This is a genomic window from Pseudomonas sp. FP2335 (assembly GCF_030687535.1).
Classification (GTDB): domain Bacteria; phylum Pseudomonadota; class Gammaproteobacteria; order Pseudomonadales; family Pseudomonadaceae; genus Aquipseudomonas.
This window is the reverse complement of the sequence record NZ_CP117437.1, coordinates 5588397-5606339: the sequence shown is the minus strand read 5'-3', so window position 1 is coordinate 5606339 and position 17943 is coordinate 5588397. Positions and strand designations below refer to the sequence as shown.

Here is a 17943-nt window from a genome sequence, read left to right as displayed (position 1 = left end):
TTTCGGCTTTAATTCGATAGGTAAATCGCTAGTCTTGAGCGCAGCTCTTACGGGATTAAGTACATGCAGTTACGCAATTCACCGGCCCGCTACGGCTGGGTCAGCATGGTTTTGCACTGGGGCGTGGCCCTGGTGGTGTTTGGCTTGTTTGCGCTGGGTTTGTGGATGGTCGGCCTCGACTACTACAGCGCCTGGCGCAAAGACGCACCGGACCTGCACAAGAGCATCGGCATCACGCTGTTCGCCATCATGCTGGTGCGTATCGTCTGGCGCCTGGTCAGCCCGCCGCCACCACCGTTGGCCAGCTACAGCCGCATGACTCGCATGGGGGCCGCGTTTGGCCACGCGTTCCTCTATCTCGGGCTGTTTGCCGTGATGATTGCCGGTTACCTGATTTCCACCGCAGATGGTGTCGGGATCCCGGTGTTTGGCCTGTTCGACATTCCCGCCGTGGTTTCCGGGCTACCGGACCAGGCAGATAACGCCGGCCTGGTGCACCTGTACCTGGCCTGGGTGTTGGTGGTCTTCGCCGGCTTGCATGGCGTGGCTGCATTGAAACACCACTTCATTGACCGTGATGCGACCCTCATGCGAATGCTGGGGCGCAAAGCCTGATGTTCAACCTCGACTCACAAGGAATAGAAAGCATGTTGAAAAAGACTCTCGCCGCACTGGCACTCGGTTCTGCGCTGTTGTCCGCCGGTTCCGCGATGGCCGCTGACTACAAGATCGACAAAGAAGGCCAGCATGCCTTCATCGATTGGAAAATCAGCCACCTGGGCTACAGCTACATTCACGGCACCTTCAAGGATTGGGATGGTTCGTTCAGCTGGGATGCCGCCAAGCCTGAAGCCAGCAAGATCGCCGTCGATGTGAAAACCGCCAGCCTGTGGTCCAACCACGCTGAGCGTGACAAGCATATCGCCAGCAAAGACTTCCTGGACGTTGCCAAGTTCGCCGATGCCAAGTTTGTTTCCACCGCGGTTAAACCGACTGGTAAAGACACTGCTGACGTGACCGGCGACCTGACCTTCCACGGCGTGACCAAGCCAGTGACCTTCAAGGCCACGTTCAACGGCGAAGGCAAGGACCCATGGGGCGGTGAACGTGCTGGCTTCAACGCCAAAACCACGGTCAACCTGAACGACTTCGGCATCAAAGGCCCAGGTCCTTCTTCGCAGACCGTTGACCTGGACATCTCGCTGGAAGGTGTAAAGCAGAAGTAATTTCTGCTCGCACATAAAACCGGGTCGAAAGACCCGGTTTTTTTATGCCTGCGAGTTCCAGACAACCATTGAGCTGAAATGGGATCCCCTGTGGGAGATTCTATGGTTGAGGGGAAATGTCTCTACCAGCAGTGCCGCCGCCTTCGCAGCCTCGCTAAAGCTCAGAGGACTAGCAGTGTCTGGGCGATCTCCAGCCGAGTGCTGACAGCCCAGCAACACCGATCAACTGTGGGAGCGGGCTTGCCCGCGAAAGCGGCGGGTCAGGCAGCACATCTTTAAATGACAGACTGCTTTCGCGAGCAAGCCCGCTCCCACACAAGCCCTGGCCCAGGTTTGATCGGCGTCGAGCCCATAAAAAATGCCCCGCCTCAAAAGAGGCGGGGCATTTTTATATCGCGTTGAAACTCAGCGGTTGCGAGTCAGCAGCGCTGGCTTCTCACCACGAGGACGGCCTGGCAGTTGATCCAACTGCTCGGGTGTCGGGAAGCGATCCGCTTTCGACTCCTTGTGGATGATCTTCGGCGCCGGGCCGCCACGCGGGTTTTGCACGGCTGGTTCGGACGAACGTGGCTGGTCGTCACGGGACGGGCGGCGGTTGTTGCTGCGCGAGTCTTCGCGACGCGCCTGGCCGTCACGGGGTGCACCACTGCGTGGGCCGCTGCGCTTGGCCGGTGGCGTACCAGTGGTGCCGCCGCTGCTGTTGCGTGGGGCGTTCTGGCGGCCGCCTTGCGGTTGACCATTGCGCGGTGCACCTGCACCGGCGCCTTGGGCCGGGGCACCTGGACGACGGCCACGGCCTTGGGCCGGTTTGGCTTGGGGCACGTAGTCAACGCGGTTACCGAAGTTGTCCACGTCGTCGTCGAGGAACTCGTCCGGGGCGCGGTCGGCTGCGGCGCGTGGCGGCTGGCTCGGCTGGCGCTGTTCGCGGGCCGGGGTGCCTTCGCGGGGCTTCTGCTCGCGGGCCGGGCGTTCGCCACGGCCGTTGGTCGGCGCTTTTTCCTTGCCGCCCTTGTCCTTGCCCTTGTCGCGACGACCGCCGCCGCCCCCGCCGCCGTTCGGGCCATCGCCCTTCGGACCGCGTGGGTTGCGTGGGTTGCGCACGTCCGGACGCTCGCGCACTTCTGGCTTCTCGGCCTCTACGGCGCTGGCATCGAAGCCCATCAGGTCGCCGTCGGCGATTTTCTGCTTGGTCATGCGCTCGATGCTTTTCAGCAGTTTTTCTTCGTCCGGTGCAACCAGGGAGATGGCTTCACCCGAACGACCGGCACGGCCGGTACGGCCGATGCGGTGCACGTAGTCTTCGTCGACGTTCGGCAGCTCGAAGTTGACCACGTGTGGCAACTGGTCGATGTCCAGGCCACGGGCAGCAATATCGGTCGCCACCAGGATACGCACGCTGCCGGCCTTGAAGTCGGCCAGGGCCTTGGTGCGTGCGTTCTGGCTCTTGTTGCCGTGGATGGCGACGGCGGTGAGGCCGTGCTTGTCCAGGTATTCGGCCAGGCGGTTGGCGCCGTGCTTGGTGCGGGTGAATACCAGCACCTGTTCCCACGCGCCGGCAGTGATCAGGTGCGCCAGCAGCGCACGCTTGTGGCTGGCGGCCAGGCGGAACACGCGTTGCTCGATACGCTCGACCGTGGTGTTCGGCGGCGTGACTTCGATGCGTTCCGGGTTGTGCAGCAGTTTGCCGGCCAGGGCGGTGATGTCGTTGGAGAACGTGGCCGAGAACAGCAGGTTCTGGCGTTTGGCCGGCAGGCGCGCGAGGACTTTTTTCACGTCATGGACAAAGCCCATGTCGAGCATGCGGTCGGCTTCGTCCAGTACGAGGATTTCCACGTGGGACAAGTCGACGCTGCCTTGGCCGCACAGGTCGAGCAAACGACCCGGGCAGGCGACCAGCACGTCCACACCACGGGACATGGCCTGAACCTGTGGGTTCATGCCGACGCCGCCGAAGATGCAGGCACTGACGAACTTCAGGTCGCGGGCATACAGCTTGAAGCTGTCGTGCACTTGGGCGGCGAGTTCGCGGGTTGGGGTCAGGACCAGTACACGCGGTTGGCGCGGGCCGTGACGCTGGGATTTGTCCGGGTGACCGTTGGGAAACAACCGCTCCAGGATCGGGAGGGCGAAGCCGCCGGTTTTACCAGTACCTGTCTGAGCCGCAACCATCAGGTCGCGACCTTGCAACACGGCGGGAATGGCCCGCTGTTGCACCGGAGTAGGCTCGGTATAGCCCGCTGCCTCGATGGCGCGGACTAAAGCCTCGGAGAGACCGAGGGAAGCAAAGGACATGAGTAATCCTGTTCTAGTTAGGGCTTGGCCCAAAGGGATAATCTTGCCGGGCGTGAATGGCGCTTAGGGGAGCGCAATCCCGTCCGGTCCTGCTGCGTCTGGCGGGCACTCCACCGGCTCGCGCGGGGCTGAAAGCTGCGCTGTAGCGGGGTTGGGTGCCTTTTTCAAGACCTCAGCGGCCGGGCGTAAGCCTGGCGGAAAGGCCGGAGTATAACAGAGCAATCACGGCGCGCTGCTTTCCTGCTGCTCAACGGCGTGTTCCAAGGCCGTACTGGCTTGAAATCCACCGTATTGGGCGCTCAGAGCGATGTACGCGGGCTCCTGCTTGAAACGCTTGAGTTCGGCGGCAAAGCGCTGCACCAGCAGGTCCATGCCCGCGCCTCGGCGTACGGCCAGAAATTGCTGTTGGCGGCTGACCACCACCGGCGCCTGGCTGACTTTGCCCTCCAGGCCCAGGGCCTTGATTACATGCTGGCCGACGCGGCGGTCGGTGATCACCAGATCGACGCGGCCCAGCAGCAATTTGCCGAAGTTGGCTTCGTGGCTGGGCGCCGGTTCGCGGTTGAACAAGCTGGAGCTGCTGAAGGCATCGCCGTAGAGGTAGCCCGGCGAGGTGCCGACTGTCAGGCCGCGCAGGTCGTCAAGGGTGTCGGCAGGGTGGGGGCGGTCGTTGGCGTAGTACAGCACGAACTGGACTTCCGACAGCGGCTCGCTGGGGTAAAGCAGTAGGGTGTCGCGCTCGTGGCTGTGGAAAATATCCAGCGCGCCGTCGGCATGGCCTTGTTCGAGCATCGCCAGGCAGCGCTTCCAGGGCAGGAACTGCCACTCCACGTCGACCCCAAGGCGCTGGAACACGATCACCGTGGTTTCGTAGTCCAGCCCGCGCATGGTGCCGCGGTCGTCATAGACGTAGGGCGCCCAGGGCTCGGTGACAATGCGCAATTTCTCGCCGTAAGCCGCCAGGCTCAAGCAAGTCAAAAGGGCAGCGGTCGCAAGCTTCAGAATCACGGGCATGCCCTGAGGTTACGTCGCTCGGGCCCTAAAGAAAAGCTCTGGCACAAGCATCTGCGGGCTGCGCTATTTTGTCTCCGAGGTCATCAGGTGGGCATGGATCGCCGCACGGCGCTCGCCCAGAATCAGGCGCACCAGGGGATTGGCGAACCAGCGCTCCAGTTGATGAGCATCCACGGGGGATTTCTGCCGCTCTGCCTGATTTTGCCGGGCCTTGTCCCACCAAACCGGGCCGCACGCCTGGTCGAACTCGTTTTCGTGCTCGTAGCAGCCGTAGAGGATTTCGCGGATGAACTGCTGCTTGCGCTTGGGCAGGGCCAGGGTGATCAGCTTGTACATCAGGCGTTGCAGGCGTGGTGGGCGCGGCAGGTGGGCGGAGACCTGGCGAGTGTCGGCCAGGGCGTGCGCGCAGGTCGGTGCGGCACCGTGCTTGGCGATCCACGCCCTGACCTTGGCCCGGAACAGCTGCTTGCGGCTCCAGTAGTGGTGGATCAGGTCCGGGCACTGGCGCACGTTGACGCTGCGGTAGGCGACCACCGACAGGCAGAACTCTTCCAGGGTGTAGGCGCCCTGGGCCAGGGGGAACAGTTCGTCCATCAGTTCGATGGAACGGTCCAGCAGGTGCGCATCCTCGCGAGCCATGCCCATCACGCCGGAGTTAAGCAGTGGCATGTCGTCATCGGCCAGGCCCTTGTCGGCCAGGAGCTGGGCGAGGGTCTCGTACAGCACGCTTTCGCGGTTATCGCCGTACTTGGCGTGGAACGCGTTGCACAGCACGGTGCCGGGGGCGACGCGCTCGAACAGGGCCATGGGCGAGTCGTGGAAAAACGTGTCGGTGTCGATCAGCAGAGCGCGCTCCGCGGTCTCCAGGACCTGGCGCAACAGCACGTGCTTGGTGCGGAAATGGTAGCCGTGGGGCTCGCTCCAGCGTTTGCGGGTGGCGTCGTCCAGGGTGTGGACGTGCACCGGCAGGTCGCGATAGGGCTCGGGGTTGTCGCTGAATACCTGGATGTCCAGGGGCATGTCCTGGGGGCCGCCCAGATGGGACAGGGCACTGGCGATGCTGAATACCGCTTCCTGATGATAGGTCTCGGCGCCGAATACCAGATAAACCAGCTGCGGGCGGGGAGTCGGGGATGCTGTATTCATGTACTGCAGGCTTCCATTCCGGGAGGTATGAACAAAAAAAGCCCCCGTATCAACGAGGGCCCGGGTGCGACCGAACGGGCCTTAGCGTGGCAGCTTGAGGTTGTTCCAGATCGCCAGACTAGGGTCAGCCTGGTTGAGGGTATAGAAGTGCAGGCCGGGTGCACCACCTTGTAACAAACGTTCACACATTTCGCTGATGACCTGCTCGCCGAACGCCTGGATGCTCTTGACGTCGTCGCCGTAGGCTTCCAGTTGTTTGCGCACCCAGCGTGGGATCTCGGCACCGCACGCGTCGGAGAAGCGTGCGAGCTTGCTGTAGTTGGTGATCGGCATGATGCCCGGCACGATCGGGATGTTCACACCCATGGCCCGTACACGCTCGACGAAGTAGAAGTAGCTGTCGGCGTTGAAGAAGTACTGGGTGATCGCGCTGTTGGCGCCGGCGTTGGCCTTGCGCACGAAGTTCTGCAGATCATCTTCGAAATTGCGTGCCTGGGGGTGCATCTCCGGGTAAGCCGCCACTTCGATATGGAAGTGATCGCCGCTTTCTTCACGGATGAAACTCACCAGGTCGTTGGCGTAGCGCAGCTCACCGCTGGCGATACCCATGCCGGATGGCAGGTCGCCACGCAGGGCAACGATACGTTTGATGCCGGCTTGCTTGTATTGGGTCAGCAGGCCGCGCAGGTCGGCCTTGCTGTCGCCCACGCAGGACAAGTGCGGAGCGGCAGGAACTTTGACTTCGCTTTCCAGCTGCAACACGGTATTGATCGTGCGATCACGGGTCGAACCGCCGGCGCCGTAGGTGCAGGAGAAGAAGTCGGGGTTGTAGCTGGCCAACTGCCTGGCAGTCGCCATCAATTTTTCATGCCCAGCATCGGTCTTGGTCGGGAAGAACTCGAAGCTGTAGCGACGGTCTTGGGACATGGTAATAACCCTATGAAACTCAGATACCGGAAGTCATGCACCGATTTAATGTGGGGGCGGGCTTGCTCGCGAAAGCGGTGTGTCAGTCACCGGATGCATCAACTGACATAGCGCATTCGCGGGCAAGCCCGCTTCCACACAAGCCCGCGCCCACAAGGGCAGCGGGCCGCAGGCAAATCAGTAGCGGTAAGCGTGCGGCTTGAACGGACCTTCAACGGTCACGCCGATGTAGTCGGCCTGGGTCTTGGTCAGTTGAGTCACGACGCCGCCGAAGCCGCGGACCATTTCCAGGGCCACTTCTTCGTCGAGTTTCTTCGGCAGTACTTCCACGGTCAGGCGCTCGGCTTTCTGGGCTGGCGACAGGTCGGCGTATTTCTGCTCGAACAGGAAGATCTGCGCCAGTACCTGGTTGGCGAACGAGCCGTCCATGATGCGGCTTGGGTGGCCAGTGGCGTTGCCCAGGTTAACCAGGCGGCCTTCGGCCAGCAGGATCAAGTAGTCGTCGTTCTGCGGGTCGAAATCGCCAGCGCCGGTACGGTGAACCTTGTGCACCTGCGGCTTCACTTCTTCCCATGCCCAGTTCTTGCGCATGAAAGCGGTGTCGATTTCGTTGTCGAAGTGACCGATGTTGCAGACCACGGCGCGCTTCTTCAGGGCCTTGAGCATGTTCGAGTCGCAAACATTGACGTTGCCGGTGGTGGTTACGATCAGGTCGATCTTGCCCAGCAGAGCCTTGTCGATGCTCGCTTCGGTGCCGTCATTGATGCCATCGATGAACGGCGAAACCACTTCGAAGCCGTCCATGCAGGCTTGCATGGCGCAGATCGGGTCAACTTCGGAAACCTTGACGATCATGCCTTCCTGACGCAGGGACTGGGACGAACCCTTGCCCACGTCACCGTAGCCGATCACCAGGGCTTGCTTGCCCGACAGCAGGTGGTCGGTGCCGCGCTTGATGGCGTCGTTCAGGCTGTGACGGCAGCCGTATTTGTTGTCGTTCTTGCTCTTGGTCACCGAGTCGTTGACGTTGATGGCCGGGATTTTCAGCTCGCCCTTGGCCAGCATGTCCAGCAGGCGGTGTACGCCGGTGGTGGTTTCTTCGGTCACGCCGTGGACGCGGTCCAGGATGGCCGGGTATTTCTTGTGCAGCAGCTCGGTCAGGTCGCCGCCGTCGTCGAGGATCATGTTGGCATCCCAAGGCGCGCCATCTTTCAGGATGGTTTGCTCCAGGCACCACTCGTACTCTTCTTCGGTCTCGCCTTTCCAGGCGAATACCGGGATACCGGCAGCAGCGATGGCGGCAGCGGCCTGGTCTTGAGTCGAGAAGATGTTGCAGGACGACCAACGCACTTCGGCACCCAGGGCAACCAGGGTTTCGATCAGCACGGCAGTCTGGATGGTCATGTGGATGCAGCCGAGAATCTTCGCGCCCTTGAGCGGTTGCTCGCTGGCGTATTTGCGGCGCAGACCCATCAGGGCTGGCATTTCGGATTCGGCGATAAAGGTTTCGCGACGGCCCCAGGCAGCGAGGGACATGTCGGCGACTTTGTAGTCGGTGAAATCTGCAGGCGTGTTGACAGCGCTCATAGAGAGCCTCCATTCGTAGTGTGCGAATGGGCGCCGTTGTGCGTTTAGTATCAAGCCCGATGAACCAGGCCGGACAACGCCCCATCCGAGCCTGACAGGTTGAACCTGCTGCAGCGCCCCTCGGACAGGTGGCGGGAAAACGGTAACAAGTGGATATGACCGTTTTGAAACGGCGCCGATTATAGCCGTGTGCGCCGCACTTCCCAAGCCTTTCTGTCGGACACATGAAGATCGCTCATGGACTTGATAGGCAATGCTTCATAGAGCTCTGGCTCGGCCTCTGCCATGATGTCGCCCATCATTCGGCAAGACGCTTTGGAGTGACCATGAACTTCCACACCCGCAAATGGGTAAAACCTGAAGACCTCAACCCCAACGGCACCCTGTTCGGCGGCAGCCTGCTGCGCTGGATCGACGAAGAAGCGGCGATATACGCGATTGTCCAACTGGGCAACCAGCGCGTCGTTACCAAGTACATCTCCGAAATCAACTTCGTCAGCGCCTCGCGCCAGGGCGACATCATCGAACTGGGCATCACCGCCACCGAGTTCGGCCGTACCTCCATCACCCTGACCTGCGAAGTGCGTAACAAGATCACCCGCAAAAGCATCCTCACCGTGGAAAAAATGGTCTTCGTCAACCTCGGCGAAGATGGCTTGCCGGCGCCACACGGGCGTACCGAGATCAAGTACGTGAAGGATCAGTTTCAGGACGAAAGCATCAGCGAGTAGGGGGCTGCGCGGGATAACTATTTCCAGAAGCCACGAGAGGGATCTTTCATCGGCGCTCGCGTTACTCAGGATTAAATCCTGCAGAGAGCGCCACCATGAAAGTCTCACCTACTCCCCTGCTTGTATCCTACCCCGCACCTCAATCCGAGACTGCCGCTGACAAAACCGTATTGGTGGCGAACAGTGGCAAGCGTGCCTTGACCCTCAACCGGTATCGAAATGGCCAGGTAGAAATGCTGCTGTCGCGCCCGCCCGCGACGCAGTTGGTGGCCAGCGGCGGTGGGGCCAAGGGCGTTGCCTATTCCGGAGTGGTGCAGGCCCTGGAGGAGAGGAACGCTCTGCGTGACATCCAGACGGTTTCCGGCTCGTCGGCCGGGGCGATTTATGGCGCGCTACTGGCCAGTGGCATGGGGGCCGAGCGGTTTGACCTGCTGTCGGACAACTTGGAGCTTCCGACGCTGCTCAATAGCGACAGGACCTGGGTCCGGGCGTTGCAGAATGCCTACACCGACGTGGGACGGATGGTGGGTCGCTTACCGGCGCCTGTAGGCGATGTCCTGCAAGCTCTCTACACGCTGCTGCCACGCCTGCAATCCAGCGCGCAGCCCCTGGAACGCTTGATCCGTGACGAGTCGCGCCAGGCGGTGCTGGAACGAATCGCCGAGCTGCCCAGGGACGCGCGTTCGACCAGCACCATGGCCATCGCCGACCGGCTCAGTGCCGGCGGGGCCACTACGTTTGCCGACCTGGAGGCCTTGAGCCGGCAGATTCCTGCAATCAAGCCGCTCAATATCACCGGTACGGCGATGTTTGCCGGCAGACCGCAACTTGTCGTGTTCAACGCCAGCCTGACGCCGGATATGGACATTGCCCGCGCCGCCCACATTTCCGCAGCCCTGCCGATCCTGTTCAAGTCACCACAAGAGCGGGGGCATGGCTTCCAGGCGCAAGGTGAAAAAACGGCTTTCCAGGACGGCGGCGTCTTGCTCAACACGCCGGTGGCGGACCTGTATCAGCGCCAGCCCCACGGCAACGCAGTGACCGATGTCGAGCGGTTGATCCTGCGATTGGACGACGTCACGGCGCCCAAGCCGGGTGCGGGCCTGATGGACGCGGTCGCGGACGCCGTCACGGGAACCGCACACACCGCCAACGGCGAACTGATGCGCGCCCGGTTGAAGCCCTTTGCCGATCAGACGGTGAGCCTGCCTTTGAATACCGAACTGGGCGATTTCCGCGGCACGCTCAAGGGCACACTCAACTTCGGCATGCCGCAGGATGTAAAAAATCATCTGCAAAAGCGCGCCTTTGATGCGGTGAGCGAGCACTTGGACAAGCGCGAAAACGTACGTGAGCAGTACATGTTTGACTCCGTCCACAGCGCCATTCTGGCCCTGGACGACGAAACGTTGGCCAGTGCCGCACCGGATCTCGTCAAGGACGAAGCCTGCAAGCCGGTGCTGCGTTTTCGGCATGAGGCGCGCCAGGTATTAGCGGCTCTGGACAGTGCCATCAGCGCGTCCAATCAGGGTGATCGGCTGGAACTGGGCGCAGCGCTGGCCAGTGCCTTGCGCAACCTGGACAGCCTGGCTGATCGGCCGGAGTCGCTGGACTGGCTGGCGACGCAACTCAATGCCCCGGGCAACGCCAACTTCCAGCAATTGCTGCAATCGACACACGGGCATATGTCCAAGGTGCTGCGAAGTGGCATGGCTGAGATGAAGCGGCGCGATGTGGCAGCGGCGGCCGATAACCTGGTGCGCGAAGTGATTTATCCATCCTTGTTCCGCTACGGTCAGTCGGATGCCAACGCGACGCTGTTGCGCGACGCCGTGCGTGATCTGGAGCGTGCGACGACGCCAGCCGAAGTGAACCAGGTGCTGGATAACATCATTAACAACTATCAGGCGCGTAACAAACCCTGGGGCAAACTCTTTAGCTCAACCACCGTGGAAATGGCCAAGACCTGGCGCCTTCCGGTTTAAATGAACAGCCACGCTCGCGGCATGTCGTATCTTCAGGCACCCCTTGGACGCACACGATCATGGCCACTCGAGACGACGGCAAGACCCCCAACCTGTCGCGGGAAGAACAACAGGATGTGGACGAGAACCAGCCGCCCCGCGCGGCGGTTCTGCATGAAATCATCCGCACCCAGGGCGACCAGGAGCTAGAGCGCAATGTCGCGGCCTTGTGGTGGTCGGCGCTTGCCGCCGGCCTGACCATGGGCCTGTCGCTGATGGGCATGGGGCTGCTTAATTCGCGGTTGCCGGACGGCGAAGCATTCAAGGTGATCGCCAGCTTCGGCTACTGCGCAGGCTTCCTCGCGGTGATTCTTGCGCGCCAGCAACTGTTCACCGAAAACACCCTGACCGCTGTGTTGCCGGTGATGAGCAAGCCCACCCTGGCCAATGCCGGGCGCCTGTTGCGTTTGTGGACGGTGGTGCTGGTGGGCAACCTGTGCGGTACGTTGCTGGTGGCGTACGTGATGTTGCACTTGCCGATCTTCGACACCAAGACCGACCTGGCTTTTTTGGAGATCGGCCGCAAGGTCATGGAAAACGACCCCGGGCAGATGTTCGCCAAGGGCATCGTCTCCGGCTGGATGATCGCGACCATGGTGTGGATGATCCCGTCGATGGAAAGCGCCAAGCTGTGGATCATCATCCTGATCACCTACCTGATGGCACTGGGCGACTTCACCCATATCGTGGTTGGGTCGGCGGAAGTGTCCTACCTGGTGTTTGCCGGCGAGTTGCCATGGAAGGATTTCTGGCTGGTCTTCGCCGGGCCGACGCTGGCGGGCAATATCATCGGCGGCAGCTTTATTTTTGCGCTGATCAGTCACGCGCAGATCCGCAGTGAAAGCAGTTTGCCTGGAAAAAAAGCCGCGGACCCCAGGCACCCGCAACAGATCGACAAGCAATAACCCGCAGGGTGGTACTCCCTTGTCACCCAGGGTTTCGATAGGTCGGCACGCTGGCTCGGCGGGCTGACTGGCCGAGCTTCACCCACCAGGCATTCAGGGCCCGCGTCTTTTCAAGGACGTGACCAATGGCCAAGACGCCTCATTCGCTGTATCACCTGATGCCCCTGCGGCGAGCCGCCCGGGATATCCAGGCGCTTTTTTCCACTCGATCCTCCCTGCAAGTGATTGCCCTGCAAGCCCTGCAGCGCACACTGCGCGCAACGTACCCCACGGTGGCTATCACGGACACCGCCCCCGTGGTGCTGACGCCGCGCTATCGCTACCAGAACCAGGTGATCGACCTCGCGGGTTACGAACGTTTGACGTTGGTTGACGCGTTGATCAATCGTTTCGTCGACGGTATCTGGGTCGATTACACACGCGGCCAACTGCTGACGGAGCAGCCGGACAGCGAGCCGATCAAGATCTTGGCGTTGAAAAACCTGGACGCCCAGGCGTCCGTCAACCAGCTTGGACCCTTGTTGCTTGAGCATTGCCAGCGGGCGTTGATCGATGACTGGAGCGAGCTGTCCATCGAAGCGCGCAGCCGCTTTGAGTCGCTGTCGCTGCGCTTGAAAGAAACCCTGAGGCAGTTGAGCGTGCCCACGCTTGTCAGCGACCCCGGCCAGCGCCAGATGATCAATGACGTGCTGCAAGTCCCCGACAACAACTTGCGCGGCGGCACTACCCGGGCCTATCTGGTAGACCAATGGGGAGAGGCGGGCAGCGACGCGTTGGAATTGTTGCGCGGCATGGTACTTGTCGGTCCTGCCGGCAGCGGCGAGACACTGCTGCTCTTTACCTTGAGTGCGGGCATTGAAGTGTTTACTTCCCGTGCCGCCTTGGGCGCAGCGTTGCGCACGCGTCTGGCCGGCTTGGCGCCGGGGCGTGCAATGCAATGGCGGCTGTATGAGCCGCGCTCGAATATTTTCGATGGGTTTGCCTTGAGCTTTCTGGCCAAGCAGTTGAGCGACCTGCGGTGGGGTGTTGAGCTGGGGCGTCGATCCCCCTACTGGAGCGCTGCCTTGCTGGACATGGTGCAGTGGCTGGCCACGGGGGATTTCGACAGTTTGCAGCTCGATACCGACGCTGGGCTGCGCAGGCTTTACGGTGCCCTGCCGGGCTGGGTGAAACAGGCCAGCCGTGAGGTGCGCGGCTTGTTTTCCCAGTATTTGAACAGCTTGGGCAAGCTGTTCAGTCAACCCAACTGGCGCTTTTTCGACGATGGGGTGCCGTCGTTGCTGGCGTTCACCCGGGAGCGGCTGATGGCAGCGTACCCCAAGGCCTCGCCCCTGGAACCGAATGACGTGATCATCACGGTGCATACGGTCAGGGGCGTATCGGCCGTGGGCGGGCTTCCAGTCAAGCTCATCACCACCTTGCTCAAGGTTGCGTTGGAAAACTTGGCGAGCCTGCCGGGAGACTCGATTGAAGTGACGTTGCGTAACGGCGCCGAGCCGCCCCATTGGCTGACGCCTAGCGCCATCAAGCGCTTGGTGAGCGAGGTCGATATCGGCGAGCACTACCCCAACCTAGTGGCGCTAGCGCTCAGGGATTCACCCGCCGAAGTGCGATGGCGCAGCCGCAGCTTTATCGCGCAACTGCGCATTGAACTGCCGCTGCTGGCGCTAGAGTTCTACACCCGTGGCCAATGGGGCTTGAGCCGCAAGGGCTACGAAAGCGTTGTCGCCGTGATGCAGGCACAGGAGATCGATCGCTACCTGGGCAACCAAGTCATCGTGCTCAGGCCCCTGGCGTTCAAGGCCACTGCCAGCGCGTCCGCCGATGTGGTCACTAACATGTTTGTCATCGGGCCCCAGTCCCTCGATGCCGGGCCAGTGGTGTTGTACCGGCCGATGGCGCAGCCCAAGTTGATGGAGTTCGCCAGCCGGCAAGACCTGCTCAAGGCCATCGACCAGCCGGGTGAACTGCAGCAACAGGTGCTGGCCTGGATGAGCGCCGACGCGCGCGCCACTTACCGGGGCAGCGGGTTCCTCGCTCCCCACTTCAATACGATGGACGGGTTGGCGTTGCTGATCGATGCCCTGACCAGCACCCCGGCGATGTTGGCCACTGACAAGGTGCAAGGTGACTACGGGCAACATCTCTATCAAAGCCAGGTGCAGGCAATTCTCGAACAAGCAGACCGGCAGTCGGTGTCCAACCGTGAAAACCTCTGGGCGCGGCGAATGGAGGGGCTGTCGCTGGGGTTGAACAGCGTCATGCCGTTGGTTACAGGGCCGCTGGCGGTGGTCGGATGGTTGCAGGTGGCGTGGTCCGTGCACGAGCAACTCGGCGCCGCCGCTCGCGAGGACAATGAAGATGAGAGCGCAACCTTGGTTGGGTTTTTCCTGAATATGGCGTTGGTGCTGATGCACTACTCCAATGATGCGCTCAGCGATCGCGTCAACAACGCCCGGCGTGAGGGCGAAATCGAGGCGCCGCAACGTCCAGAAATCATCGAGCCCCCCGCGCCGAGCGTGGACAACCCCGTGCAGGAATTGCCGGCCATGGACGCTGCGCGTGACGTGAGCCAGGCTTATATGGCTGTCGAATATGGCTGGTTGCCCACGTCCAGTCGCTTGACGCCTTCCCAACTGGCCGACCTGCAAACCTTCAGGGTGGCCAAGCCCACGGCGGCAACCCGGGTGATCAGTGGTGCCAGGTCCGGCCTGTTGCAGAACGATGGCCAGTGGTACGCCGAGGTTGATGGGAATTGTTACAACGTGAGCATCGAACACGACGACGTACGAGTCGTTGCCGGCAATGGGCGCCGGGGGCCTTGGCTCAAGGCTGATGGTAAAGGGCACTGGAGCCTGGACCTGCGGCTGCGGTTGCGGGGTGGCGCGCCGGGCGCAGACGCCGAGGGCATTGCCCAGGCGCGTGAGCTCAAAAGCCGGTTCGATACGCTCTACGCCCAATACACTGAGGCGCAGATGCCTGGAGCCGCAGTGATCGGGCAATTACTGGCGGAAGTCGCGTTGTCGGAACGTGTCACGCGGATTGAGCGCGAGATCGATAACGTCGCCCTGTTGCAGCAGCGCGCCAAATTGCTGCTGGGTCTGCTGGAGCAACGCCGCCGTTTGGACGTAGTGCAGGATTACACGACGCTGCGCCATCACTTCCTGGCAACCCAGGTGAATTGCCTGCGTTTTCAGGTCCGGTTGATGGAGGTTATGCGCAGCACGCGTTACAAGCAGATCAGTGATCCTGCGGAAGTTTACCTGCTTACGCTGCATGAGGTCATGCGGGCCACGTTCCCCGAATCCACGCGTATTGGCCTTCGTGGGATCGCCAGGTTGCATGGCCAGGCGGTGCAACTGTGCCGTGAGCAGCGCGTGGCCTACGAGGCGCTGCTCGAAACAGTGCGCCCGCAAGATACCCAGATAAGTGCGCTGGATACACCGGAGTGGCGTGGTAAGGCGCCGATTCTGGCCTGGCTTGAAGCCGGGCTGCGGCCGATGGTGCTGCGCTGCGTGTGGGCAAAGGTCGAGGCGCCGGGCGCGCAGGTGTTGAGCCTGCTACAAGACGTCAACCTGCGTTGTCGCTTGAGGCTATCCAGCTACCGCCAGCTCTGTACCAACCAGAACTTCAGCGTTGGCCAGCGCCGCCAATTGCTCGACGAAACCGTCGACGAACTGGCCTGGCTGGATGTGCGCCTCGCACAGGCTGCCGCCATCCCCAGCAGTTTCATCGACCGCGTTGCGCTGGATGAGTATCGCGCCTATATCCAAACAATTCGTGAGGAAATCGTGCAGGACACCCTGCAGTTCTATGCCGAGCAAACCGCGCTGCCGGCCACCAGCGGTACGGTCGCAGAAGGGATTGTCCAGAGTCGCCATTTCGGCGCGTTGGCCGCCACACAACGTGGTTCTTTGGGCGGCAGTTCTTCGAGCGCGCCTGAGGAAGAATCGGTGGAGTTTGTTGACCCCTATACCCGTCATGTTTACGCGCGGTTCGTCAAAACCCAGACAAGTGACGGGGTTGATTGGGTCTACCAGGCAACCCCCGTTGTTCAGGCCATTCACTGGCAACCTCAAGGCTATATCAACAGTTGGCGATTGATCCAGCACGGGACGGACGCTCTGAAGGCGTTGCCAAGCCTGGAGCAAAACATACGGGTTGCGCCTCGGGCGGTGCGGGGCGATCTGGAGTTGCTGGCCGAGCGGATGTTCGAGGACGTACGACGTTCCCTCGCAAGTCGCAAAGATGCAGAACACGTCGATCCGTTGAAAGCGTTGCTGGAGAAGAACCTGACAGACAAGGCCAATGAGCTGATCAAGGCGGGCCGCGAGGCTCATCAACGTATGGTGCTGGCGCGTGAGCCGACCACCACCGGCATCGCTGACCTGCTGGCCGAGGGTGTCGTCGAGATCAAGGAAGTGCCTGAAACCCGACGTGCACCCGGCGCCGGTTCGCCGCCGCTGTTTCGCAGCTTCTACATACAGAAGGTCAAGGCCAGCGGCCAGGTGCCGGAGGTGCTCTGGTTTGCGCACTTCCATTACCCGGCCGATTACAGCGCAGGGGCACTGGGCTTCAAGTTCGCGCACCTGAAACCTGCAGGCACGCCCGTCGGCAGCTTTGAACAGCGACTACGGGCGGCCCGTGGTGATAACGAGCGGTTATTGTCGATCTTTCGCACCACCATCGAGCCTGAGGCGGCGCAAACACTGTTCTTCAGTAACGAGGAGGCCTCGGCTCAATGAGTTGAGGTGCCAGGCGCGGGCTCGTCGCGGGTCACGCGCTTGACCAGCTTGCCGATGCTCAACCCCTGCAACAGGATCGATGACAGCACCACGATATAGGTGATGCTCAGCAGCAGGTCACGCTCGGGGCCCAATGGCAGGGCCAGAGCCAATGCGACTGAGACCCCGCCGCGCAAACCGCCCCAGGTGAGGATGCGGATAGTGCCACGCGGCACCGTGCGCCAGCGGCGTAGCAGCAGGATCGCCGGGGCTACCGTCAGCAGACGCGAGAGCAGGATGGCCACTGCGAGCAAGCAGGCAGCGAACACATGCAGCCAGTTGAACGGCAACAGCAGCAACTCCATGCCGATCAAGGCGAACAGCAAGGCGTTGAGCATGTCATCGAGCAATTCCCAGAAGCCGTCGAGGTAGCGGCGGGTCATGTCGTTCATTGCCAGCTTGCGGCCCAGGTTGCCAATGATCAGGCCCGCGACCACCATCGCAATCGGTGCCGAGACGTGCAGTTCGGTGGCCAGCGCTGAGCCGCCGATCACCAGGGCGAGGGTCAGCATCACTTCGATCTGGTGCTGCTCGATGCTCTTGATCATCAGGTACACGAGGTAGCCGATCAGGCCGCCGAACACCACGCCGCCAATCGCTTCATGGGCGAACAGCATCGCTGTGGCGCCGACGGTGGGGGTTTCGCCCAGCTGTGCGATGCCGAGCAAGACGGTAAACACCACCACTGCCGTGCCGTCGTTGAACAGTGACTCGCCGACGATGGTGGTCTTCAAGGGTTTCGAGGCATTGGCGGTACGCAATACGCCCAATACCGCAATCGGGTCGGTGGGCGAGATCAGTGCGCCAAACAGCAGGCAGTACAGGAAGCTCACGTGCCAGCCAAACAGGGCAAAGATGTAATACGCCAGGCTGCCGATCACCACAGTGGCGATCAACACGCCAAAGGTCGCGAGCAGGCCGATGGGCCAGCGGTAGCTGCGCAGGTCGTTGAGGTTGACGTGCAGGGCGCCGGCAAACAGCAGGAACGAGAGCATCCAGTTCATCAGCAGGTCGCCGAAGTCGATCTGGCCGATCAATTGCTGGATGCGTTCCTCCAGGCCCGGGTAGCCGAGGACACTCAGGCCTTGCAGGAACAGGGAAAACACCAGGGCCGTGACCATCACACCGATGGTGGGCGGCAGGCCGATAAAACGGAAGTTCACGTAGGTGAGCAGGGTGGTGAGGCAAATAAACGCGGCGACAAGTTCAAGCATCCGGGGTCCTTGGAAGTTGGGTGGCGGATCATTGGTGGGGGGATGGACCGCAGCAGCGGCGGGAGGTTGCAGGGCAAGCGGCAAGTCGACGAT

General features: G+C 61.6%; 12 protein-coding genes and 1 riboswitch. Of the genes, 6 read left to right on the top strand and 6 right to left on the bottom strand.

Annotated elements, in window-relative coordinates:
• The first annotated feature begins 63 nt into the window (after positions 1-63).
• Together PSH81_RS25315 and PSH81_RS25310 are read left to right on the top strand one after the other, a co-directional pair.
• A complete protein-coding gene (locus PSH81_RS25315) occupies positions 64-615 on the top strand; it encodes a cytochrome b (RefSeq protein ID WP_192299937.1) in 552 nt (183 codons plus the stop codon).
• Positions 616-647: 32 nt separating this feature from the next.
• Positions 648-1226, top strand: a complete 579-nt coding sequence (locus tag PSH81_RS25310) for a YceI family protein (RefSeq protein ID WP_192299936.1) — start codon at positions 648-650, stop codon at positions 1224-1226.
• Positions 1227-1631: 405 nt separating this feature from the next.
• On the opposite strand, the gene PSH81_RS25305 is transcribed toward PSH81_RS25310, so the two are convergent.
• From PSH81_RS25305 to ahcY, 5 genes are all read right to left on the bottom strand, one after another.
• Positions 1632-3518, bottom strand: coding sequence for a DEAD/DEAH box helicase (locus tag PSH81_RS25305; protein ID WP_226454542.1), 1887 nt, complete (start codon positions 3516-3518; stop codon positions 1632-1634).
• Positions 3519-3740: 222 nt separating this feature from the next.
• Entirely contained in the window at positions 3741-4532 is a 792-nt protein-coding gene (locus PSH81_RS25300) for an ABC transporter substrate-binding protein (RefSeq protein ID WP_226454541.1), read from the bottom strand.
• Positions 4533-4595: 63 nt separating this feature from the next.
• Positions 4596-5678 (bottom strand): hypothetical protein, encoded by a 1083-nt coding sequence (locus PSH81_RS25295; protein ID WP_226454540.1) that lies wholly within the window; start codon positions 5676-5678, stop codon positions 4596-4598.
• Positions 5679-5759: 81 nt separating this feature from the next.
• A complete protein-coding gene (metF, locus tag PSH81_RS25290) occupies positions 5760-6605 on the bottom strand; it encodes a methylenetetrahydrofolate reductase [NAD(P)H] (RefSeq protein WP_226454539.1) in 846 nt (281 codons plus the stop codon).
• Positions 6606-6782: 177 nt separating this feature from the next.
• On the bottom strand, positions 6783-8192 hold the full coding sequence (ahcY, locus tag PSH81_RS25285; protein ID WP_192299931.1) for an adenosylhomocysteinase: 1410 nt from the start codon (positions 8190-8192) through the stop codon (positions 6783-6785).
• 21 nt (positions 8193-8213) lie between these two features.
• A riboswitch (S-adenosyl-L-homocysteine riboswitch) is annotated at positions 8214-8320 on the bottom strand.
• A gap of 198 nt (positions 8321-8518) precedes the next feature.
• On the opposite strand from ahcY, the gene PSH81_RS25280 reads away from it, so the two are divergent.
• The 4 genes from PSH81_RS25280 to PSH81_RS25265 all read left to right on the top strand — a co-directional run bounded on the left by PSH81_RS25280 (position 8519) and on the right by PSH81_RS25265 (position 16597).
• On the top strand, positions 8519-8923 hold the full coding sequence (locus tag PSH81_RS25280; protein WP_122488807.1) for an acyl-CoA thioesterase: 405 nt from the start codon (positions 8519-8521) through the stop codon (positions 8921-8923).
• Positions 8924-9018: 95 nt separating this feature from the next.
• Positions 9019-10908: a patatin-like phospholipase family protein gene (locus tag PSH81_RS25275; RefSeq protein WP_305391673.1), complete on the top strand. Its 1890-nt coding sequence runs from the start codon at positions 9019-9021 to the stop codon at positions 10906-10908.
• 59 nt (positions 10909-10967) lie between these two features.
• Complete coding sequence (locus PSH81_RS25270; protein WP_226454537.1) at positions 10968-11852, top strand: formate/nitrite transporter family protein; 885 nt, start codon at positions 10968-10970, stop codon at positions 11850-11852.
• Between the two features lie 125 nt (positions 11853-11977).
• Positions 11978-16597, top strand: coding sequence for a dermonecrotic toxin domain-containing protein (locus tag PSH81_RS25265; RefSeq protein WP_305391672.1), 4620 nt, complete (start codon positions 11978-11980; stop codon positions 16595-16597).
• Here the strand turns inward: PSH81_RS25265 and PSH81_RS25260 are convergent.
• On the bottom strand, positions 16591-17850 hold the full coding sequence (locus PSH81_RS25260) for a sodium:proton antiporter (RefSeq protein ID WP_226454535.1): 1260 nt from the start codon (positions 17848-17850) through the stop codon (positions 16591-16593). The two genes, PSH81_RS25265 and PSH81_RS25260, sit on opposite strands and share 7 nt — an antisense overlap.
• Positions 17851-17943: the final 93 nt, after the last annotated feature.